Below are 21,206 nucleotides of genomic sequence, written 5' to 3'. Positions count from 1 at the left end.
ACATGTCCACCCTGACCCTCGAATCACCCATGACCGTGCCCCGTGACACAGCGAGGCGCTCGGTTCTCGACCTGTTGGAGGACGCGGCGAGCGGTCACGGCACCGTGCGGTTCCTGGCCTCGGACACCGAGGCAACGTCGATCAGCACCCTCTGGGCCCAGTCGGGTGACGCTGCCCGCTGGATCACCGACACGGTGGGCGCCGGCAGCACGATCGCCGCCCTGCTGAGCAACACCCGCCCGTGTGCCGCCTTCCTCATCGGCGCCTGGCGCGCCGGCTGCACCGTCGCGTCGCTCCCACTTCCGGGCCGGGGGATCTCGATCGAGTCCTACCTGGAGCAGCTCGGACGGTTCTGTGCGGCGGCCGGCGCCGAGACGCTCATGGTCGACGCCGCCCACGCACGGCTGATCGAGAGCCCTCCGGTGCCGGTGCACACCTATGACGAGGTGCTCAGCGGTGGACCCACGTGCCCGTTCGACGGTGGCGGCGCGCTCGTGCAGTTCACCTCTGGAAGCCTCGGCACTCCCAAGGGCATCTTCCTCTCCCTGGAGGCGGTCGGCGCCAACGTCGAGGCCATCATCTCCACGATCGAGCCCGACGTCGGTGACTCGTCGTGCTCGTGGCTGCCGCTGTCGCACGACATGGGCCTGATCGGGCTGTTCCTGACGCCGCTCGCCGCGGGCGCACCGCGCTTCGGTCATCACGACCTGGTGCTCATGACGCCGGAGAAGTTCGTCACCAACCCGAACAGCTGGCTGCGGACGTGCTCGGAGTTCGGTTCCACGTTCACCGTCGTCCCCAACTTCGCGCTCGAGCTCGCGGTGCGTACCGCCAAGCGCGCTGGATCGCTCGACCTCTCCCGCGTGCGAGTTTGCATCGTCGGGTCCGAGTCCGTGCGAGCAGACACCCTGAAGCGTTTCACCGACACCTACGCGCCCCATGGGTTTCAGCCCCGCGCGTTCTGTCCCGCGTACGGCATGGCGGAGGCGACCGTCGCGGTGACGGCCGTCCGTCCGCAGCAGCACTGGCGCGCCATGTCGTTCGACGGCGCTTCGTTCGGGGGCGCCTCGTTCGGCGGACCGGACTCGCACACGCTCGTTTCCACCGGGCCTCCGATCGACGGGGTCGACGTGCGTGTGCCGGGTCCGGAGGGAGCGGTCGGACAGATCGAGTTCCGCAGCCCGTCTCTCCTCGACCGGTACATTGGCGCCGAGCTGCGCCTGACCGACGATGGCTACTTCCGGACGAGCGACCTCGGTCTGGTCGACGGCGGCGAGTTGTTCGTGATCGGTCGCAGCGACGAGGTCATCATCGTCGCGGGGCGCAACCTCTATCCCGCCGACATCGAGACGGCCCTTCCCGACGGAATGGTGCGACCCGGCTGTGTGGCCGCGGTCGAGGCCCCCGGTGGCGGCTTGGCGATCGTCGCCGAGGCGACGTCGTCGCGCATGGAGCCGACCGAGCTCGACCGCGTGTGCCGGTCGATACGTGGGGCCGTCGCGGTTGCGACCGGTGTCGGGGCGGCGACCGTTGCGTTCGTCCACCGTGGCACCCTGCTGAAGACGCCGAGCGGAAAGCTGCGGCGGTTGGCGATCCGAACCGTTCTTGCCGAAGGCGAGAGCCTCTTGTGGCGAAAGGACTTCGCATGACCATGACGATGCTTTCCGAAGACGCGCTCTCCGGAGACGTTCACACCCGGGTGCGGGCGGAGCTCGCGACCAGGACCGGTGTTCCGGTCGCCGAGCTCACCGACGACGCGTCACTGTCCGATGTCGGCCTCGATTCGCTCGCTCTGATCGAGGTTCTGATGACGCTCCGAGAGCAGGTCCTCGCCGACCGAGGGCTCTCGATCGACGACGTCGACGATCCCGATGTCCTGCCATGGCTCGAGACCGTCGGCGAGCTCATCAGCTTCGCGGCCACGTTCGACCCATGCCCGGACACGATCGCACCGGAGGGTTGAGATGGCCCTGTCGCACGCCGACGTCGACGCGCGGAGGAGTGACCGCACCGTGAATCTCGGAGCAGGAACTGCCACCGTGTCGGTGCTCTTCACCGATCTGGTCGATTCGACCGCGATCTTGAACCACGACGGCGCGGATCGGAGCGACACCATTCGCCGAACCCATTTTGGCGCCTTGCGTCAAGCGATCCATCGATGCCGAGGCGAGGAGATCAAGACGACCGGTGACGGCCTGATGGTCGTCTTCCGGAGTGCGCTCGACGCGGTGGAGTGTGCGGTCGCGATTCAGCGCGCCGTCGCACGCCTGCGTCGCGAGGAGCCCTGCAGCCCCGAGGTGCGGGTCGGGCTGAGCGCGGGGGAGGCGACCGTCGAGAACGACGACTGGTACGGCCAGCCGGTCGTCGAGGCGGCTCGTCTCTGCGCCACGGCCGAGCACGGTCAGATTCTCCTGACCGAGGTGGTCGCCGCGTTGATACGCACGTGGACCAAGCACCGCATCGTCAGCGTGGGCTCCCGTAGCCTGAAGGGCTTCGACGAGCCCGTGTTCGTCCGCGAGGTCGACTGGGCGGACGGCGATGTGGTCCCGCTGCCGTTGCCGCCGGCCGTGTCACCCGTGGCGCGGGAGACGCTCGTGGGCCGCGAGGCCGAGGCGGAGCGGTTGGCCCTGGCCTGGGAGCGGGCGAAGGCCGGCGAGCGGCGGCTCGTCTTCATCGGCGGCGAACCCGGCATCGGCAAGACCTGTCTGACCGCTGAGCTGGCAAGGAAGGTCCACGACGATGGCGGCACGGTCCTGTGGGGGCGTTCCGACGAGGACCTCGAGGTCGGGTACCAGAGCTTCGTCGAGGCGCTCGAGCATTTCTTCGCGCACTTCCCTACCGATGAGATCGTCGGCCAACTCGGCTGTCGCGCCCATGACCTGGCGCGGCTCGTGCCCGGTATCGGCGGCGACCCGGCGCCGACGTCAGCGGTTGACCCCCACGGCGACCGCCTGCGGCTGTTCGAGGCCGTGAGCCTGCTCCTGACCACCGCGTCGCGAACGGCCCCCGTGCTGCTGGTGCTCGACGACCTGCACTGGGCTCCACGTAGCGCGCTCAAGCTCCTGCGCCATCTCGCACGCGACCCTCGCGATGCCGCCCTTCTCGTGGTCGGCACGTATCGCCATACGGATCTCGGCACGTCGCATCCGCTCACAGAGTTGCTCGCCGATCTCCATCGCGAGCGGCACGTCGACCGCGTCGAGCTCAGTGGTCTGCACCCAACCGACGTCGCCACCTTCCTCGAGGTCGCGAGCGGCGGCGGGCCGCTCGACGAACGCGGGCTGGAGTTCGCAACGGTCCTGCAGCACGAGACCGCAGGCAACCCGTTCTTCGTCGGCCAGTTGCTGCACCACCTCACCGAGATCGGAGCGGTCTCGCCGCGGGAAGGACGGTGGAGGCCCGAGCTGCCGCTGGGCGAGTACGGCATGCCCGACAGTCTGCGGGAGGTCATCGCCCGGCGGCTGTCGAGGCTGAGCGAGGCCGCCAACCGCGCGCTCAAGGTCGCGGCCGTCATCGGGCACGAGTTCGATCTCCGGACATTGGAGCTGGCGCCCGCGGCGGCCGAAGACCCGATGGCCCTGCTCGACGTGCTGGAGGAGTCGTGTGCAGCCCGCCTGATCGTCGAGTTGGACGGACCGCCCGGGCGATTCGGGTTCAACCACACGCTCGTGCGCCAAGCCCTGCTCGACGCGCTCTCGGCGACGCGCCGCGCCCGGCTGCACCGGCAGATCGGCGAGGCCATCGAGGCGCAGCCGGGCGCGGCGGACCTGGCGGGCCGGTTGGCGTACCACTACTGCGCGGGCGCGCCGGCCGGTAGCGCGACGCGCGGCGTTCTGTTCGCGGAACTGGCCGCGCTCGACGCCCTCGAGAAACTGGCGTCCGAGGCTGCGATCGTTCATCTGGAGCGCGGGTTGAAGGCGTTCGCGCTGGCGGAGCAGGCGGACCCGGCCACCCGCGCGCGACTCCTCGTGATGCTCGCGGAGGCTCTTCATCTGGCGGGTGACGTCACCCGATCCAAGTCGGTCGCCGCACAAGGTGCCGACGAGGCCCGGTTCTCGGGGTGTGCGAAGCTCGTGGCCAAGGCCGCGTTGTGGCGCGCCGCCCTTCCGCAGGCCGGTGTCGAGGATCCGCTGGCCGGTCAACTCCTCGACGAGGCACTCGGTGCGGTCGCGGACTCCGACTTGCGTCTTCGAGCCGCGTTGCTCGGACAGCTCGCGCTCTATCGGGCCATGAACGAGGGACAAGGACCCGCGGCCGACCCGATCGCCCAGCAGGCGGTCGACACGGCCCGGCTGACGGGGGACACCACTGCCGTCGCGCGGGCGCTGATGGATCGTTGTGTCGTGTTGCAGGGCTCACACGACGTGCGCAGGCAGCGCCGGCACATCGAAGAGCTGGCCGCTCTGCTCTCGCATCTTCCCGTGCGAAACCGGGCCGCGGCCGAGAAGGTGCTGTTGCGGCACGACGCGGTCGTCCATCTCCAGACCGGAGAGGTCGCACGGTTCGACGACGATGTCGAAGCCTTCTCCCGCCTCTGCAGTGGGAGCGGACTGAACGGTGAGTGGCTCGATCTGGCCACGATCGCGATGTGGCGATCGCTGCGGGCCACGCTGGACGGTCGCTTCGGCGATGCCGAGGTGTTCGCCGCCGAGATGTTGCAGAGAGCACCCGATGAGATCAACTTCCACAACACCTTTGCCGCGCAACTCTTCCTGCTTCGACGCGACCAGGGCCGGTTGGCCGAGATCAAGGACGTGCTGCGGGAAGCGGTCCAGACCGCGCCGCGGCTGGTCGGGTTCCGTGCTGCTCTGGCTTTGACCCAGGCCGAGCTCGGTGCCGTCGACGAGGCTCGCGAGGAGCTCGAGGCACTGGCCGTCTACGACGGCACCAAGGTCCCTTACGTGACTCGGGCGTCCTCGCTCGCCCTGCTGGTGGAGACCGGTGCCGAGGTCGGTGACGCCGAACACAGCGCCCGCGCGTACGAAGTTCTCCTGTCGCATTCGGGCCAGCTCCTGGTGGTGGGGTGGGGCGCGGCGTGCCTGGGTGCCGCAGACCGGTTCCTTGGCGTCGCGGCTGCCAACACCGGTCGATGGGACGACGCCGAGCGTCATTTCGAGGCGGCGGTCGCGCTCGAAGAAGCTGCCGGTTCGGCGCCCCTACTGGCGCGAACGCAGTTCTCTTATGCCCGCGCGCTCGCGGCTCGAGGTCGACGGCTCGATCGCACGCGCGCCTTGGACCTGCTCGATGCCGCGGCCGTCGCCGCCGACGAGCTCGATCTGGGTGGGTTGCAGCTGGGCCTCGGCGCGCTCCGAGATCGGCTCCGATGATGGTGCGCTCGGCTTTCCGCGACCTGCAGTGGCGGCGGCGGCGAATCGTGTTCGCCGTCTTCGGCACTTCCCTCGTGTTCGCCATCACGCTGGTGCTCACCGGGCTGTCGAATGGCTTCGACGTCGAGGCTCAGCGACTCCTCGACGGTCTCCACGCCGACACGTGGGCCGTGCAGAACGGTGCGGCGGGCCCGTTCCTCGGCCAGATGCCGTTTCAAGCGGCCGCGCTCGACGGCATGCTCGCCGTGGACGGTGTCCGCGATGCCACACCCATGGTGTTCGGGCGCAAGAGCGTGGGGCGCAAGTCTCCCAAAGAGGTGAACATCTTCGGTGCGACCGGGCGTGGCCTCAGGACGCCGGGGGTGGATGAGGGCCGCCCGGTGGCCGCGCGGGGAGAGATCGTGGTCAGCAACGCGCTCGGCTATGGGCTCGGCGACGAGGTCATCTTGTCGGGGAAGCGCTTCGAGGTGGTCGGCCGGGTCGACGCCTGGACCGCCGTGGCCGGCGTCCCGAACGTCATGGTCTCGCTCGAGGACGCGCAGGAAGTCGTCTTCGCGGGGATGCCCCTGGTGTCGGCGATCGCGGTGCACGGTCACCCGCACGTCACACCCGATGGCCTCAAGCTGATCGACAACGCCCAGGCGAAGGCTGATCTCTTGCGACCACTCGGCAACGGGAAGTCGGCGATCAGCATGGTCGCATCCCTGCTTTGGATCGTCGCGGCGGCGATCGTCGGGTCGGTCATCTACGTGTCGACGCTCGAGCGGGCGCGTGACTTCGCGGTGTTCAAGGCGACCGGCACGTCGAGCCTCAGCATCGTCGGCGATCTGGCGGTGCAGGCGGTCGTGATCTCGATCGCCGCGGCTGCCGTCGGTGCGATCGTCGCCACCGTGATGGGGCCGAAGTTCCCGCTTCCCTGTGTCGTCCCGGGGTCCGCCTACGTTCTGCTCCCGGTGGCTGCCGTTCTCGTGGGCGTCGTCGCCAGTGGGTTCGGCTTGCGACGAGCCGTCACCATCGACCCCGCGCTTGCGTTCGGGAGCGCCTGACGCTCCACGGGAGGAGCCGACACCATGCCCGACCTCGATATCCGCCAGCTCACCATCGAGTACACGGCCGCCGGGCACGCGGTCCGACCGCTCGACCGGCTCGATCTGCAGGCCTGCGCCGGCTCACTCACGATCCTCCTGGGGCCGAGTGGTTGCGGGAAGACATCGCTGCTGTCCTCACTCGGTGGGATCCTCACGCCGCAGCACGGACGGATTCGCTTCGGCGACGTCGACGTCACAGCCCTCGAGGGACGGGCGCTCGTCGAGTACCGACGGCGGACGGTCGGCATCGTGTTCCAGGCCTTCAACCTCGTCCCCAGCCTGAGCGCGCTCGAGAACGTGATGGTGTCGCATGAGTCGCCGTGCCGCGGTTGCGCGCGCGCGGGCTCTCCTCGATCAGGTCGACCTGGCGGGAAGGGCGCACCACCGTCCTGGTCAGCTCTCCGGCGGACAGCAGCAACGAGTCGCACTAGCGCGCGCCCTCGCGCTCGACCCGCCGCTCCTGCTGGCCGACGAGCCGACTGCCCACCTCGACAACCTCCAGGTGGAGGAAATCCTCGCTCTGCTCCGTCAACTGGCTCGGGGTGAGCGGGTCGTCGTCGTTGCGACGCACGACCAGAGGCTGCTTTCGCTGGCCGACCAGGTGGTGGAGCTCGGCGTGGTAGAGCTGCGCGCGCTTGCCTCGGGCTAGGCGCTTCGCGCGCGCCGCCCACTCGTTGCCGGTCGAACCCGTGCGTAGTCTTTACCGCGAGCACTTTGCTCGGCTGCGTCGCGATGGCGAGTGGGTGGCAGCAATTTCACCGATTTCGGCCCGCGCGCCTTTACAGGTGCACGCGTCGCGCATTGAATGACCGCGCGGGGTGAAGCGGGCGTTCCTTGGAGCTGGGCCATGGATGGTGGCATCTCGGTACAGGGTGTACACGAGCACACGTTTCGCCACGATTCGGTTGTGCTCTTGCTCGTTGTCGCGCTGGTGGTCGCGGGACTGGGGCCGCGGGGGCCGCTTGCGCGTGCGCGGGCCGCGGCGAGCAGCTCCGACCCCATCGGGTTCGGCAAGAGCACCCTCGCGGGCACGAAGGCGCAGAACCCCACGTCGCTGCAGTTCGGTCCGGACGGGCGGCTGTACGTCGCGCAGTACAACGGCGGACTCGCCGCCTACACCGTGTCCCGCAAGGGCCCGAACGACTATGTGGTGACCGCGACCGAGCGCATCGGGATCGTGCTGGTGGCCGGCACTGCTTCGAGCCCCGTCATCTACGTCACGTCGAGCGACCCGCGCATCGGCGGTGGTCCGTTCAACATCAAGACGGGCTTGGACACCAACTCCTCGATGGTGTCCAAGCTGACCAAGAGCGCGGGGAAGTGGCAGCGCCTCGACCTGGTGCGCGGGCTGCCCCGCTCCGAGGAGAACCACGCCGCCAACGGCGTGGCGCTGGACACGGTGACGAACATGCTGTACGTCGCCCAGGGCGGTAACACGAACATGGGCGCCAAATCCAACAACTTCGGCTTCCTGGCCGAGTACGCTTACTCGGCCGCGATCCTCAAGATCGACCTCAACGCCATCGGCAACACGACCTACGACCTCCCGACCCTCGCCGACGACAAGTACCCCAACTTGCAGGGCCCCTTCGGTGGCGACCACGGCAGGCACCAGGCCCGCATCGTCGCGAACAGCCCGGTGCAGGTCTACGCGCCGGGGTTTCGGAACCCCTACGACCTCCTGCTCACGCCCGCGCGCAAGCTCTACACCATCGACAACGGCTCCAACGCCGGCTGGGGTGACGTGCCGATCAACGAGGGCCCGGGGGGCACGTGCACGAACGGCGAGAACGAGCCCGGCGTGACCGAGCACGACTCCCTGCACCTCGTCACCGGACCCGGCTACTACGGGGGTCATCCCAACCCCACGCGGGGCAACCGCGCCAACACGTTCAACGGCGCCCATCCGCAGTCCCCCGTCCTCGTCGCCAACCCGATCGAGTGCGACGAACGCGGGCCGGGCGTGAACGGCTCGATCGCAACCCTGCCCTCCTCCGCCAACGGCCTCACGCAATACCGCGCGTCCAACTTCGCGGGCGCGATGACCGGTGACCTCATCGTGGCGAACTTTTCCGGCACCGTGTACCGCGTCCGGCTCAATCCCACCGGCGACCGCGTCGTGGCCGTCTCGTCCCTCTTCGCGAACGCCGGAGTGGACCCGCTCGACGTCGTGGCCCAGGGCGACCTCGAGCCGTTCCCCGGCACCATCTGGATGGCCGACTTCAACGTCTCGGGGCCCGCAGGGACCATCGTGGTCTTCGAGCCGAACGACTACGGCGGCCTGGTGCCGCCGCCCTGCACCGGCGCGTATTCCACCACCCTGGACGAGGACCACGACGGCTACAAGAACGCGGACGAGATCGACAACGGCACCAACCCCTGCTCGGCTGCCGACACCCCCCACGACTGGGACCACGACTCCGTCTCGGATCGCAACGACCCCGACGACGACAACGACGGCCTGCCCGACACGTCCGATCCCTTCGCCATCGACGCCCAGAACGGGCGCGCCACCTCGATCCCCGTCTCCTACACGTGGGACAGCGGCAGCCCGAGCCCGGGAGGACTGCTCAACCTGGGTTGGACCGGTCTCATGACGAACGGGCAGGCGAACTACAGCACGCTCTTCGACCCGACGCACATGACCGCAGGTGGATCCGCGGGCGTGATGACCGTCGACCAGGTCCCCGCGGGCGACGCCAAGGGCGCCACCAACACCCAGCAGTACGCCTTCCAGTTCGGTATCCGGGCCGACCCCGCGTCGACCGGCGTGTTCACCGTGCACACGCGCCTCGACGCACCCTTCTCGGGCATCACGCCCGCGGGCCGCGACTCGATGGGCGTGTTCATCGGGACGGGCGATCAGGACAACTACCTGAAGCTCGTGGTCGGGGCGCGCGACGGTGGCAGCGTCCAATGCGGGGCCGAGGTGGGCGGCACCCCCACCCTCGTCGCCGAGGGCGCCACGACCCTCCCCGGCCCCGACGCCATCGACCTGTACCTCACCGTCGACCCCGCGACGGGAGCCGTCCAACCGAGCTACGCCCTCACCAGCGGCGGCATCACCGGCCCACGCGTCGACCTGGGCACCGGCACGTCGATCCCGACGGCCTGGCTCACCAACGCCGGCTCGGGGCTGGCTGTGGGCACCATCGCCACGTCCGCCGGCGCGACCCCGTTCCCGGGGACATGGGACCTCTTCGAGGTGACGGCCGGCGCGTGACGAGGGGCGAAGGCGGATCGGATCCTCGCGTGCGCTGCCCCCGCACCGGCTTCGACCCGATGTCCGTGTCTCCGAAGCTCAGCGAAGACACTTCGCGGCCTCGGGTTGCGGCGCGGCCGAGTTGCCGCGCTGGTCGCGTTCGCGGCGAGCGGCTGCGGCGCGTCGACCTGCCCCGCTCCGGCAATCCGAGAGCACCACGGTCGAGTCGTCGGCCGCCATCGTGGACGGCGTGGCGTACGTCGCGACGCTGCCCCTGACCTCGACGACGGGCGCCATCCTGAAGTTCCGGCTGCCGGGTGCAGGCGGCTGAGGTCGGGCGATCCCGAGCGGGAAACGCACCCCCGCCGGTAGTTCACGAACCCGAAACACGCACTGAACCGTCACGAAATTCGGCCGGCGTACGGTGCCGGGCCATGCGAAACAAACTCGGCAGGTTGCGACAGCGAGAGACGCGCCGTCTGATCGCAGTCATCGTGGCGGGCAAGATGCTCGGCATCGGGGCGGTCCTCGGCCTGATGAAGGGGTTTGCCTACTTCCTCGAGACTCCGGCCGGTGCCAGCCCGGTGGCACAGGTGGCCCACAGGGCGAACGACTTCGTCAGCCCGATCAACACCGTGTGGGTGCTCGTCACCGCGTTCCTCGTCTTCTTCATGCAGGCGGGCTTCATGGCGCTCGAGGCCGGCTTCGCCAGGTCTCGCGAGACGGTGAACATCCTGCTCGAGTGCGTGTTCGACACGTGCCTCTGCGGTGTCCTCTACTGGGCGATCGGCTTCGCCTTCCAGTTCGGGGAGGGGAACGGCCTCATCGGCCACCAGTTCTTCTTCCTGCACGGGATGACGGCGGCCTACGGGTCGACCGGTGTGGCGTTCCTCGCCTTCTTCCTGTTCCAGTTCGCGTTCGCCGACACCGCCTCGACCATCACCTCCGGTGCGATGGTCGGTCGGACGAGCTTCAAGGGCGACATCATCTACAGCACCTGCGTGTCGGGGCTGATCTATCCCATCTTCGGGCACTGGGTCTGGGGGCCGGGCGGCTGGCTCGGCAACACCATGGGCTGGTTCCACGGCTGGACCGGCGGCACCGTGTTCCGCGACTTCGCGGGCTCGACCGTCGTGCACACGGTCGGTGGGTTCATCGCCCTGGCCGGTGCCATCGCGCTGGGCCCGCGCATCGGGCGCAAGTTCAAGCGCGACGGTGGCGGTCCCTTCCCTGCCCACGACCTCACGATCGGTGCGATCGGCGGTGTCATCCTCTGGTTCGGCTGGTACGGCTTCAACCCGGGCTCGACGTTGTCGGCCATGGACTGGACCGGGATCGGCCGGGTGGCGGCGAACACGACGTTGGCGGCATGCGCGGCCGGCCTGGCGGCGGTGATCTTCGTCTACCCGAGGTCGAAGAAATGGGACCTCGGCATCTCGGTGAACGGGTTCCTCGGTGGCCTCGTCGCGATCACCTGCCCGTGTTACTGGGTCTCGCCTGCGGGTGCGCTCCTCATCGGCGCAGTCGCGGGCGTCGTGGTCCCGCTCGCGATCGACCTGCTCGAGTGGTGGCGAATCGACGATCCGATCGGCGCCGTCGCGGTGCACGGATTCGCGGGCATCTGGGGCACGCTCAGCCTCGGGCTCTTCGCCACCGGGCAGTTCGGCATCCCGACTGCGGACGGTGCCGACACGTCGACGGTGGTGAAGGGACTGTTCTACGGAGGAGGCACCGCCCAACTCCGCGCCCAGCTCATCGGCAGCGCCACGTGCGTGATCGTCGTGCTCGGCGCCTCGCTGCTGATCATGTACGCCATCAGTTCCATACGCGGCTCGTGGAGCCTGCGGGTCTCACAGGACGGTGAGGTCGAGGGCCTCGACATCCACGAGCACGGCACGCCCGCTTACCACATGGAGTTCGGCCAGGGCATGACCTACACGTCGCCGGTCACGCTGCCCAAATCAGTGAAGACGCCGGTCTCTGTCGAGCCGCCCGTCGACTCGAGCGTGTGATGACTCGCCCCGGCAACGATCGGAGACCGGCTGCGCGAGCCGGTCTCCGATCGACAGCCCAACCGGCCGCCTAGAACGCCTATCAAGGAGGAGAGATCAAACATGGCCCATCTCGTCACGGCCATCATCAAGCCGTTCAAGCTCGACGAAGTCAAAGAGGCGCTGCGAGGGGCGGGGATGCTCGGGCTGACGGTCAGCGAGGTCCAGGGCTACGGGCGTCAGGGGGGCAAGACGGAGACGTTCCGCGGATCGGAGTACACGATCGACTTCGTGCCCAAGGTCCGCCTCGAGGTGCTCGTCGAGTCGACCGACAGCGACAAGGTCTTCGAGCTCATCGCCACCGCGGCGCGCACCGGCAAGATCGGTGACGGCAAGATCTGGGCTGTCGACCTCGACCGGGTGATGCGGATCCGGACGGGCGAGCAGGGCGACAGCGCGATTTGACGGTCGTGGCCGGCGGACGACGCGGTTGTGCCGGCACTGACGTGGACAGCGATCCCGGCGCGCTGCTCGCTCACCGAACGACCGTCGTCGACGACGCGTCGGTCGGTGGGCGCGCCGCGTGCCGGGCGCTCGCCGCCGCGACCGACGCGTGGCTGGCGGCGCTGTTCGACGCAGCCACCGATGGTCGCGCCGACGGGCTGGCGCTGGTCGCCGCCGGTGGCTACGGGCGCGGTGAGCTGGCACCAGGAAGCGACCTCGACGTCTGGCTCCTCCACGGTGGCCGGCCCGACGTGGCCGAGGTCGCGCACCGCGTCTGGTATCCCGTGTGGGACGCCGGCCTCAAGCTCGGGCACGGCGTGTCGACGCCCAAGCAGGCGTTGTCGCTGGCGGCGCGTGATCTCGATACCGCGACCTCGGCGCTGTCGGTCCGGCATGTCGCGGGAGACCCGACGGTCAGCGCCGGGCTTGCCGATCGGGCGGAGGCGCAATGGCGCAAGCGAGCAGCCGCGTGGCTGGCGGAGCTCGACCGGCGGGAGGCGCTGCGGCACGAAGCGTACGGCGAGATCGCGTTCCTCCTCGAGCCCGACATCAAGGAGGGACGAGGGGGCCTGCGCGACGTGCACACGCTCGTCTGGGCCGAACGCGCTCGACCTGCTCTCGTCGCCGACGACGAGCTGGTGCTGACAGAAGCCGAGGACGTGCTCCTCGAGACTCGGGTCGCGCTGCACCGATTGACCCGTCGCCCCACCGACGAGCTCGTGCTGGAGGTCCAGGACGACCTCGCCGCCTCACTCGGTCTCGCCGACGCGGACGCCGTGATGGCGCGTGTCTCCGCCGCGGGACGCACGGTCGCGTGGGTCAGCGACGAGGCGTGGCTCCGCGTCCGCGCGTCACTTGCGCGACCGCTGCGACGTGCACTGCGTCGCGACCACTCGCTCGGGCGAGGCCTGCAGCTGCGCGAGGGTGCACTGCACGTCGATCCCGAGCTGGACATCGGAGCCGACCCGTCGTTCGTGCTGCGCGCGGCTGCCGTCGCGGCACGCGAGGGAGTGCCCATCGATCGGTCCTCGCTCAACCGGATGGCCGCCGCCGCTCCCGAGCTCGATGGGCGGTGGCCGGACGACGCCCGCGGCGCGCTCGTCGCCCTGCTCGGCACCGGCCACCGCGCCGTCCCCGTGCTCGAAGCGCTCGATCAGCGGCGGCTCGTCGAGCGCGTCCTGCCGGAATGGGCTCCGACCCGTAGCCGTCCCCAGCGCAACGCGCTGCACCGGTTCACGGTCGACCGTCACCTCTGCGAGACCGCCGCCAACGCCGCGTCGTTGAAGAGCCGGGTGGCGCGCCCGGACCTGCTGCTCGTCGGGGCGTGGCTCCACGACATCGGCAAGGGCGAGCCGGGCGACCACCTGCGATCGGGCGTGACGCTCGTGCGCCGCATCGCCGAGCGCATGGGCTTCGCGACCGACGACGTCGAGGTGCTCGTCGCCCTCGTACGTCATCACCTCCTGCTCGTCGAGGTCGCCACGCGCCGCGACCTCGCCGATGATGACGTGGCCCGGGAGGTGGCGCAGACGGTCGGCTCGCTCGAGCGGCTCGAGCTGCTCGCCGCCCTCACCGAGGCGGACTCGCAGGCGACCGGGCCGACCGCATGGGGGCCCTGGAAGGCGGAGCTCGTCGCCGAGCTGGTCGAGCGGGTCGCGGCCGTGCTCCGCGGCGACGACCCTGCGACCGCCGTGCAGCGCCGGGGTTTCCCTGATGCCGGTGTGCGCGCCCTCATGAGTGCGCGCCGGCCCGTCGTGCGCTCCGATCCACCCACGATCACGGTGGTCGGCCCCGACCGCCCGGGTGTCTTCAGCCGCATCGCCGGCACCTTGGCGCTTCGGGGGCTCACCGTGCTCGCGGCGGAGGCGGCGAGTGAGGACGGCATGGCCGCGTCGCGGTTCCGCGTCGAGCCGGAGACGGAAGCGCCCGACTGGGACTTGGTGACGGCCGACATCCGCCGGGCATTGGCGGGCCACCTCGCCATCGACGCGCGCCTCGCCGATCAGCGGGGCGCGCGCCGTCGTCAGCTGAGACGCCAGATCCTCGTCGGAGCGCCGACCGTGCGACTCGACAATCAGGCTTCGGGTACTGCGACGGTCGTCGAGGTCCGTGGCCCCGACCGCGTGGGCGTGCTCTATCGCATCACCCGGGCACTCGCCGACCTCGACCTCGACATCCGCAGCGCGAAGGTGGCGACGTTGGGCGACGAGGTGATCGACACGTTCTACGTGTGCGATTCGGGCGGGGGCAAGGTGATCGACAACCACCATCTACGTGAGGTCGAGCGCGCGATCCTCCACCAGCTCGCGCTCTCCTGACGCCCGATCGGGTCGAGACGGCTACGACGAGAGCTCGAGCGGCACCCGCTCGACGCCGCGCAGGTTGATGCGACCATTCATCACGGGGTCGCCGGCGAGCGCGACCCGTGGGAAGCGCCGGACGAGCGTGTCGATCGCGACCTGGCCTTCGAGTCGAGCCAGGGCGGCGATGTCAACGACGACCCGGGCCCCCGGGAGCACCGGCGAGCGTGCAGCCCTACCATGCCACTGGCCGCGGGAGGCCAAGGGAGACGATCGTTGCGGCGAATCGGCGACTTCACGCTCACCTGGGGCGAGAGCCTGCGATGGGACGACCGCCGCGGGCGGCTCTACTGCGTCGACTGCGCGGCCCAGACGCTCCACTGGCTCGACCACGGCGAGCCGCCGCTGCAGACGCTGAAGCTGCCCACCATGCCTGCCGGTCTGGTACTGACCGAGGGACACGAGCTGGTGGCGTGCCTCGACGACGGCTTGCACGTGGTCGACCCCGACGCCGGAACCTCGGTGCTGCTCGCGCGCTACCCCGAGGGAATGCACGGCCGCGCCAACGACGCGGGCGCCGACGGTTCCGGCAATCTCGTCACCGGCACACTCAACATCGCGCCCGGCCCGGGGGCGGTGTGGTGGTTCTCCGCGCTCGACGGATGGCGACTGATAGACGACGACTTCGGCAACGCCAACGGTCCGGTCGTGATCGACGTCGGTGGGGAGTCGACGCTCGTGTTCGCGGACACGCAGGCCCGCGCGGTCTACGCCTATCCGTACGACGGTGCGACAGGGACCGTGGGCGAGCGCCGGGTGTTCGGTGACCACGCGGTCCTCGACGGCGCGCCGGATGGCGCGACGGCGGACACCGACAACGGGGTGTGGAGCTGTGTGCTCCGCAGCGGGAAGCTCGCGCGTTACACCGACGCCGGTCTCGACCGGGTGCTGGCCCTGCCGATGGCCAACCCCAGCGACGTCGTATTCGGAGGGCCCGACCTCGACCGGCTGTTCATGACGTCGATCGCTCTCGACCTCGGTGAAGGGATCGCGCCGGCGCCCGAAGCCGGCTGGCTGCTCGCATTCGACGAACTCGGCGTCAGGGGGCGACCTGAGGCGCGGTTCCGCCTGCGCTGAGGTGCTCGGGTGCCGTCGCAGGTGAGCCACGCGCCGCCCGCCACCCCGCGACGGTCAGGGCGCCCAGGCCGAACACCGTGGCGGCGAAGGTGACGAGGTTGCCGATCACCGGGACGAGGTCGATCACGCGCAGGATGAGCAGTCCCGCGCAGAACGCGAGCACGGCGCGGCGCGGCTCCTTGATCAACGCGCGTCCGAGGACGAGGGCGGCCAGGGCGTAGCCCAGGCCGTAGAGAATGGCGAGCGAGAGCAGACCGATGAGGCCGAGCGGGATGCCGACGAGCGTGAGCAGCAGCAGGACCGACACGATCGGGAGGCCGACGGCCATCGCGAGCCCCCAAGCGACGGCCGTCCCCGCACGACTGCGGGCGACGTCGACAGCGGCGGGGGCCACCTGCGGCGCCAGCGCGAAGAGCAGCAGGCCGAGCGCGAAGACCGAGACGCTCACGGCCAGCCACCACGCGAACCACAGGAACCAGCCCAGGGCGCGGAAGTAGTTGGCGAAGTTCTCCCTGCGGACGGCGCCCTTCACGGTGGCGCCCGGCGCGACGACCGGCCGACGGGACGACATCACGTCGCCACCGACATCGGCGCCCTCTGCGATGACGGCTCGGCCCTTCACGGCCACGACGTTGTCGGTGACTCTGCCCGTCACACGAATGCTGCCGTTGAAGGCGACCACCGAGCCCTTCACGTCGCCGCCGATCACCACGGGGCCGTCGAAGACGACAACGCTGCCGGTGCGTTCGCCGAGGCGCACGTCGACGCCGCCGGTGACCACGACCCGGTTCTTGCGGCCGTCCTGGGTGCTCCGTGCGAACGCGGGGTCGGGCGTAGCGAAGACGGCCAGGGTGACGAGGGCCGCCAGAGCGGCGAGACGTGAGGCAACGAGGTGATTGCGTGAGACGACCGAGCGCATGAGAGCCCTCCTCGGGGGTTGGGCGTCGACCTCATCCTCGTCGCGCTTCACCGCGCCGCGCTACCCCTGTGGCTGCGGACCTCGCACCAGACGCCCGGGACGGGCGCCCGTCGCCTCGCCGTCCGTGTAGGTCTCGACACCGCTCACGAAGGTGTGCAGGTAGCCCTCGGCCTGCTGCAGCAGGCGCTTCCCGCCCGCGGGGAGGTCGAATGCCATCACGGGCGGTCGCAAGCGGAGATGGTCGAAGTCGACGACGACCACGTCGGCCTTGTACCCGCGAGCGAGCACGCCCCGATCGTGCAACCCGACGGCGAGCGCGGTGTCGCGGCACTGTCGGCGCACGACCCACTCGACGGGCAGGCCGTCGTCGCGATCGCGTGCCCAGTGGGTGAGGAGGGTAGTCGGGAAGCTGGCGTCGCAGATCGTCCCGACATGGGCGCCACCGTCGGCGAGCCCGGGCAGGAGGTGCTCGTCGCGCAGCATCCGACCCACGGCGTCGAGCGAACCGTCGATCCAGTTGAACAGCGGGAAGTAGAGGAACTCGCGGCCGTCGTCGCCGAGCAGGAGGTCGTACGCGAGGTCGGCGGGATCGCGGCCTTCCCGCGCCGCGCGCGCCGCGACGCTCGTCGACGGCTCGGGTTCGTAATCGGGCGGATCGCCGAGCTGGAACATGCGATCGAAGCGCCCGATGAGTCCGCCACCGCGCTCGCCGAGCTCGGCAAGGATGCGGGCACGGAACGCGGGGTCGCCCATGGCGCGGACTCGCTCGGCGAGCGGGCGTGCCGCGATCTCGCGGTAGGCCGGCAGCCCGCCGAACGGGTTCAGCGTCGCCTGGAGGCCGAGTAGCAGTCCGATGGCGCGCGACGCGACCTGTCCCTTGATCGGCAGGCCGTCTTCGGCGGCCGCGGCGATGTGGTCGCGCAACGAGCCCCAGTGGGCGCGGTGGTCCTCGGCCGCGACCGAGATCGTGAGCGGGCGGCCGGACGACTCGACCATGTGCCGCATCACCGCGAACTCGACGTCGATGTCACGGAAGTCGGAGACGACCTCGAGGACACCACCCGCTCGCGCCATTCCGGTGGCGATGCCGACGAGCTCCTCCTCGGCGGCGGTGAGCGTCGGCGTCGGCTCGCCGCGGCTGGTCCGGTGGTTCATTGTGCGCGAGGTGGTGAAGCCCAACGCGCCGGCGGCGACCGCGTCGCGCACGACGCGTCCCATCTCCGTGATCTCCTCGGTGCTTGCTGCCTCGCGTTCGGCGCCGCGTTCGCCCATCACGTAGAGCCGGACGGCGCCGTGCGGCACTTGCGCGGCGAGGTCGATGTCGTACTGCCGGCCGCCGAGGTGGTCGAGGTATTGGGGGAAGCTCTCCCAGCTCCAGGGCAGGCCCTCGTGGAGCGCGGTGCCGGGGATGTCCTCGACGCCCTCCATCAGCTCGATGAGACGCTGCCGGTCGCCGGGCCGGCACGGCGCGAACCCCACCCCGCAGTTGCCCATGACCACGGTGGTGACCCCGTGCCACGCCGAGGGGAGGAGCTGTTCGTCCCACGTGGCCAGGCCGTCGTAGTGGGTGTGGATGTCGACGAAGCCCGGCATGACGAGCGCACCGTCGGCGTCGACGATGCATGCGCCACCGTCGGAGGCGGCGTCGACCTCGCCGACCTCGACGACGCGTCCACCCGCGACCGCGACGTCGGCCGTGCGGGAAGGTGCGCCGGTTCCGTCGACGACCGTGCCACCGCGGATGATGAGGTCGTAGGGCGCCATGAACTCAGTCTCGCGCCGGTGCGGGGAGGGCGCCGCGACTAGCTTCCTTGGTGCGAATGCGGGCGGACTACGTGGTTGTCGGTGCCGGTGTTCACGGTGCGACCGCGGCGTGGCACCTCGCGCAAGGCAACCGAGAGGTGCTCGTGCTCGAAGCGGCCACCGTCGCGAGCGGTGCGTCCGGCGGCCCGGGTGAGCGAGGCGTGCGCGCCAACGGGCGCGATCCACGCGAGCTGCCGCTGCTCCCGCTTGCCTACGAGCGGTGGGACGAGTTCGCCGGCCGCATCGGCGGATCGACCGGCTATCGGCGTCTGGGTCAGCTGGAGCTCATCGAACGTGAGGAGGACCTGACGAGCGCGATGAAGCGGGTCGAGCTGCAGCGACGGCACGGGATCCCGACCGAGCTGCTCGACTCGTCGGCGCTGAGGCGCCTCGAGCCGGAGGTCTCCGGTGCCATCGTCGCCGCCACGTACTGCCCGATGGACGGAGTCGCCGACCACACAGCCACGACGCTGGCCGTCGCCGGCGCGGCGCGACGTGTGGGTGCGGAGCTGCTCGAGCACACGAAGGTGACAGGGCTGCGGGCGAGCGGCGGCGCGGTCGTCGCGGTGCAGACCCGCGCCCACGAGGTGCTCGTGGGCCGTGCCGTCATCATCGCGTGCAACACCGCGACCGCCGATCTCCTCGCCCCGCTCGGCGTGCGTCTGCCGACCTTCTCGGTGTTCCCTCAGGTTCTCGTCACCGAACAGATCGACGCCCCACCCGTTCACCATCTCATCGGGCACGCGCACCGCCCATTGGCGATCAAGGCGCTGCCCGATCAGCGGCTCATGATCACCGGCGGTCGCGTGGGGACGTGGGACGACAGGAGTCAGCGAGGGGTCGTGGACGCGGCACAGGTTGCGGCCAACCTCGCCGACGCGGTGTCCGCCTTCCCCTGCCTCGCCGGTGCCGAGCTGTCGATGACGGTCGCGGACCGCGCCGAGTCCGTGTCACCCGACATGGTCCCCATCGTCGACCGGCTCCCGGGCGTCTCAAACGCGTTCGTCGCGACCGGGTGGAGCGGCCACGGGTGGGCGATCGCTCCGGTCGTGGGTGAGCTGCTCGCGGAGTGGGTGGTCAACGGCGCACCGCCTGCACTGCTCGCGCCCTTCGCCGTCAGCCGGTTCGCGCCGTCATGAGCTCGCGCCACTGGGCAAATTGCTAATCGGGGCCGGTCCCTTTCCGCAGCGACGGGAAGTCGGTGAGGAGCCCGTCCGCCTCCACCTGGAAGAGCAGCTGGTCATGGGGCAGCCCGGCCAGACGATGTCGACCGAGGCTGCGGAAGCGCACGTCCGCCGACACTGATTCCTCGGCGGCTTCCTCGACCGCGGCACGGGTCTCGTCGGACAAGACGATCTGGCCACCGTGACCCGCCGAGCAGAGACGGGCGGCGGTGTGCACCGACATCCCGATGTACCCGCCGTCGGTGAGGGTGATGAGGCCGCTGTGGATCCCGATGCGGACACGCACCTGCAGCTCGTCGGTCCACGTTCGCGTGCTCAGCGCGCGCTGGATCGTCACTGCTGCTTCGATCGCCGCGGGGCCGCGTTCGAAGACCGCGAAGAACTCGTCGGCGCGGACCTCGACCTCTCGGCCGCCGGCGCGCAGCACCGCGTCGCGAATGATGTCTCTGACCCCGTCGAGCAGGTCCGCGTAGCGGTCGCCCAACTGCCTCAGCAACGCAGTGGAGCCCTCGATGTCGGTCAGCATGATCGTGACGAAGCCGACGGGCAGCGTCGCGGCATCCGCGGCGCGGCCCCGCACCTCACCGTCGAGGCGTTCCTTCTCGATGACGAAGCGCACCGCGGCCTGCACCGTGCTGGCCAGGTCCGGATCGTCGAGGACGGCCGCGTTGTGCAGCAGCAGCGTCATCGGCCGTCCGTTGCGCTCGAGAAAGGTCATCGCCCGCTGCTCTTGATCGGCGGGGAGCGGGGTCGGCTTACCCGCGCCGTTCAGGTACGTCCCGGCCGTCTCCGACCAGTGCAGTACGGCGAGCGTCGGGTCCCTGAGGACGTTTCGCAGGTGTTGCTCCAAGTCGGCGGGAGCGCCGATGCGGCCCAACTCGATCACGAGGCGACCTGCGGCCGCATGCGTGCGCTCTGACCGCAGCTGGCCGGTGACGAAGCCGACGGGCACGATGCTGTACTTCTTGGCCGCGTTCAGCAGCCGTTTCCGCGAGCGCTCCCGCGCCGCGTCATCCTCGAACTTCACCTGGTCGAACCGGGCGAGCGCGTTCCTGACGTGCGCCTCGTCGTGAATGGGCAGCATGCGCTTGCCACGCGAGTCGACGTAGGCGAATGCGCTGTCGGGAAGTTTCGCCCGTTCGCTGGCGCTGAGCCGGGCCACGCCTCGACAATACGCCGAGAGCGCGATCGCGACTTCGTCGAGAAATCTCGAAGGAATCGCTTGTCGCTCGTTGTCATTGTCGCTGGGGTCTGCTACCGTCGAACACACGTTCGCTTCCCCGTGAGCTGTAGCCCCGGACGTTGGAGTTCTCATGCGTCTGCAGGAGATGGAAGCGGAGTTGCGCGAGTTCGTGGCTGCCCTCGAGCCCGAGACGCTGCCTGCCGAGGCGGCGGCGGGTCTGGTCGACACCTTCGCCACCATCGAGAAGCTGGGTGCCGCGGGCAAGGCGCTGGCGGCGCGGCGGGTGGCCGCCTCCAACCTCTGGCGGGGCGCGGGTGAGCGCTCCGCCGCCCACTGGCTGGCGCCGGGCGGGCTCGTCGGTGGGCGCCGCGATGGCGACGCTCGAGACCGCGGCGCGTTTGGGTGAGCTGCCGGCGGTGGACGCGGCGATGCGGGCGGGCGAGCTGTCGCCGGTGCAGGCGAACGAGATCGCGTCGGCCGCCGGGTCCGACGCGGACGCCGGAGCCGAGCTGGTGGACGTGGCGCGGAACGACGGTGTGGCCGGCCTGAAGGACACGTGCCGGCGGGT

General features: G+C 70.0%; 15 protein-coding genes and 1 pseudogene. 12 read left to right on the top strand and 4 right to left on the bottom strand.

Annotated features, from left to right (window positions below; all coding sequences use genetic code 11):
* Positions 1–2 precede the first annotated feature (2 nt).
* The 9 genes and pseudogenes from E6G06_01045 (at position 3) to E6G06_01005 (ending at position 14,430) form a co-directional block, all read left to right on the top strand.
* On the top strand, positions 3–1,649 hold the full coding sequence (locus tag E6G06_01045) for a fatty acyl-AMP ligase (GenBank protein ID TML93687.1): 1,647 nt from the start codon (positions 3–5) through the stop codon (positions 1,647–1,649).
* 8 nt (positions 1,650–1,657) lie between these two features.
* Positions 1,658–1,963 (top strand): acyl carrier protein, encoded by a 306-nt coding sequence (locus E6G06_01040; protein ID TML93737.1) that lies wholly within the window; start codon positions 1,658–1,660, stop codon positions 1,961–1,963.
* Positions 1,872–5,327 (top strand): hypothetical protein, encoded by a 3,456-nt coding sequence (locus tag E6G06_01035; GenBank protein ID TML93686.1) that lies wholly within the window; start codon positions 1,872–1,874, stop codon positions 5,325–5,327. Before E6G06_01040 ends, E6G06_01035 begins: the two co-directional genes overlap by 92 nt.
* A complete protein-coding gene (locus E6G06_01030) occupies positions 5,090–6,373 on the top strand; it encodes an ABC transporter permease (protein TML93685.1) in 1,284 nt (427 codons plus the stop codon). The genes E6G06_01035 and E6G06_01030 overlap by 238 nt, the downstream gene beginning before the upstream one ends.
* Before the next feature lie 24 nt (positions 6,374–6,397).
* A pseudogene (locus tag E6G06_01025) lies at positions 6,398–7,064 on the top strand (ATP-binding cassette domain-containing protein).
* A 258-nt stretch (positions 7,065–7,322) separates the two neighbouring features.
* Positions 7,323–9,638 carry a hypothetical protein gene (locus E6G06_01020; GenBank protein ID TML93684.1) on the top strand — a complete coding sequence of 772 codons (2,316 nt, stop codon included), beginning with the start codon at positions 7,323–7,325 and terminating at the stop codon, positions 9,636–9,638.
* Positions 9,639–10,051: 413 nt separating this feature from the next.
* On the top strand, positions 10,052–11,629 hold the full coding sequence (locus E6G06_01015; protein TML93683.1) for an ammonium transporter: 1,578 nt from the start codon (positions 10,052–10,054) through the stop codon (positions 11,627–11,629).
* A gap of 102 nt (positions 11,630–11,731) precedes the next feature.
* Positions 11,732–12,073 carry a P-II family nitrogen regulator gene (locus tag E6G06_01010; GenBank protein ID TML93682.1) on the top strand — a complete coding sequence of 114 codons (342 nt, stop codon included), beginning with the start codon at positions 11,732–11,734 and terminating at the stop codon, positions 12,071–12,073.
* On the top strand, positions 12,007–14,430 hold the full coding sequence (locus tag E6G06_01005) for a [protein-PII] uridylyltransferase (GenBank protein TML93681.1): 2,424 nt from the start codon (positions 12,007–12,009) through the stop codon (positions 14,428–14,430). The genes E6G06_01010 and E6G06_01005 overlap by 67 nt, the downstream gene beginning before the upstream one ends.
* Before the next feature lie 21 nt (positions 14,431–14,451).
* Here E6G06_01005 and E6G06_01000 read toward each other — a convergent pair whose 3' ends face one another.
* Positions 14,452–14,631, bottom strand: coding sequence for a hypothetical protein (locus E6G06_01000; GenBank protein TML93680.1), 180 nt, complete (start codon positions 14,629–14,631; stop codon positions 14,452–14,454).
* A gap of 21 nt (positions 14,632–14,652) precedes the next feature.
* Between E6G06_01000 and E6G06_00995 the strand changes: the two genes are divergently transcribed.
* Positions 14,653–15,549, top strand: coding sequence for an SMP-30/gluconolactonase/LRE family protein (locus E6G06_00995; protein TML93679.1), 897 nt, complete (start codon positions 14,653–14,655; stop codon positions 15,547–15,549).
* Here the strand turns inward: E6G06_00995 and E6G06_00990 are convergent.
* Both E6G06_00990 and E6G06_00985 read right to left on the bottom strand, forming a co-directional pair.
* Complete coding sequence (locus tag E6G06_00990) at positions 15,512–16,468, bottom strand: polymer-forming cytoskeletal protein (protein TML93678.1); 957 nt, start codon at positions 16,466–16,468, stop codon at positions 15,512–15,514. The two genes, E6G06_00995 and E6G06_00990, sit on opposite strands and share 38 nt — an antisense overlap.
* Positions 16,469–16,528: 60 nt before the next feature.
* Positions 16,529–18,232, bottom strand: a complete 1,704-nt coding sequence (locus E6G06_00985) for a D-aminoacylase (GenBank protein TML93677.1) — start codon at positions 18,230–18,232, stop codon at positions 16,529–16,531.
* A 56-nt stretch (positions 18,233–18,288) separates the two neighbouring features.
* Here E6G06_00985 and E6G06_00980 point away from each other — a divergent pair, with 56 nt between their 5' ends.
* Positions 18,289–19,410: an FAD-binding oxidoreductase gene (locus E6G06_00980; protein TML93676.1), complete on the top strand. Its 1,122-nt coding sequence runs from the start codon at positions 18,289–18,291 to the stop codon at positions 19,408–19,410.
* Positions 19,411–19,432: 22 nt separating this feature from the next.
* Here E6G06_00980 and E6G06_00975 read toward each other — a convergent pair whose 3' ends face one another.
* Complete coding sequence (locus tag E6G06_00975) at positions 19,433–20,902, bottom strand: adenylate/guanylate cyclase domain-containing protein (GenBank protein ID TML93675.1); 1,470 nt, start codon at positions 20,900–20,902, stop codon at positions 19,433–19,435.
* Positions 20,903–20,952: 50 nt separating this feature from the next.
* Between E6G06_00975 and E6G06_00970 the strand changes: the two genes are divergently transcribed.
* A partial coding sequence (locus tag E6G06_00970) for a hypothetical protein (GenBank protein TML93674.1) occupies positions 20,953–21,206 on the top strand: 254 nt, incomplete at its 3' end.

It is taken from the genome of Actinomycetota bacterium, from assembly GCA_005888325.1.
Lineage (GTDB): Bacteria > Actinomycetota > Acidimicrobiia > Acidimicrobiales > AC-14 > AC-14.
The sequence above is the reverse complement of the archived record's forward strand: the minus strand, read 5'-3'. Positions and strand labels throughout refer to the sequence as shown.

Coding starts and splice junctions, on each gene's coding strand:
- E6G06_01045 (TML93687.1), top strand. CDS start 3: ATGTCCACCCTGACCCTCGAATCACCCATGACCGTGCCCCGTGACACA.
- E6G06_01040 (TML93737.1), top strand. CDS start 1,658: ATGCTTTCCGAAGACGCGCTCTCCGGAGACGTTCACACCCGGGTGCGG.
- E6G06_01035 (TML93686.1), top strand. CDS start 1,872: ATGTCCTGCCATGGCTCGAGACCGTCGGCGAGCTCATCAGCTTCGCGG.
- E6G06_01030 (TML93685.1), top strand. CDS start 5,090: ATGGGACGACGCCGAGCGTCATTTCGAGGCGGCGGTCGCGCTCGAAGA.
- E6G06_01015 (TML93683.1), top strand. CDS start 10,052: ATGCGAAACAAACTCGGCAGGTTGCGACAGCGAGAGACGCGCCGTCTG.
- E6G06_01010 (TML93682.1), top strand. CDS start 11,732: ATGGCCCATCTCGTCACGGCCATCATCAAGCCGTTCAAGCTCGACGAA.
- E6G06_00995 (TML93679.1), top strand. CDS start 14,653: ATGCCACTGGCCGCGGGAGGCCAAGGGAGACGATCGTTGCGGCGAATC.
- E6G06_00990 (TML93678.1), bottom strand. CDS start 16,468: ATGCGCTCGGTCGTCTCACGCAATCACCTCGTTGCCTCACGTCTCGCC.
- E6G06_00985 (TML93677.1), bottom strand. CDS start 18,232: ATGGCGCCCTACGACCTCATCATCCGCGGTGGCACGGTCGTCGACGGA.
- E6G06_00980 (TML93676.1), top strand. CDS start 18,289: ATGCGGGCGGACTACGTGGTTGTCGGTGCCGGTGTTCACGGTGCGACC.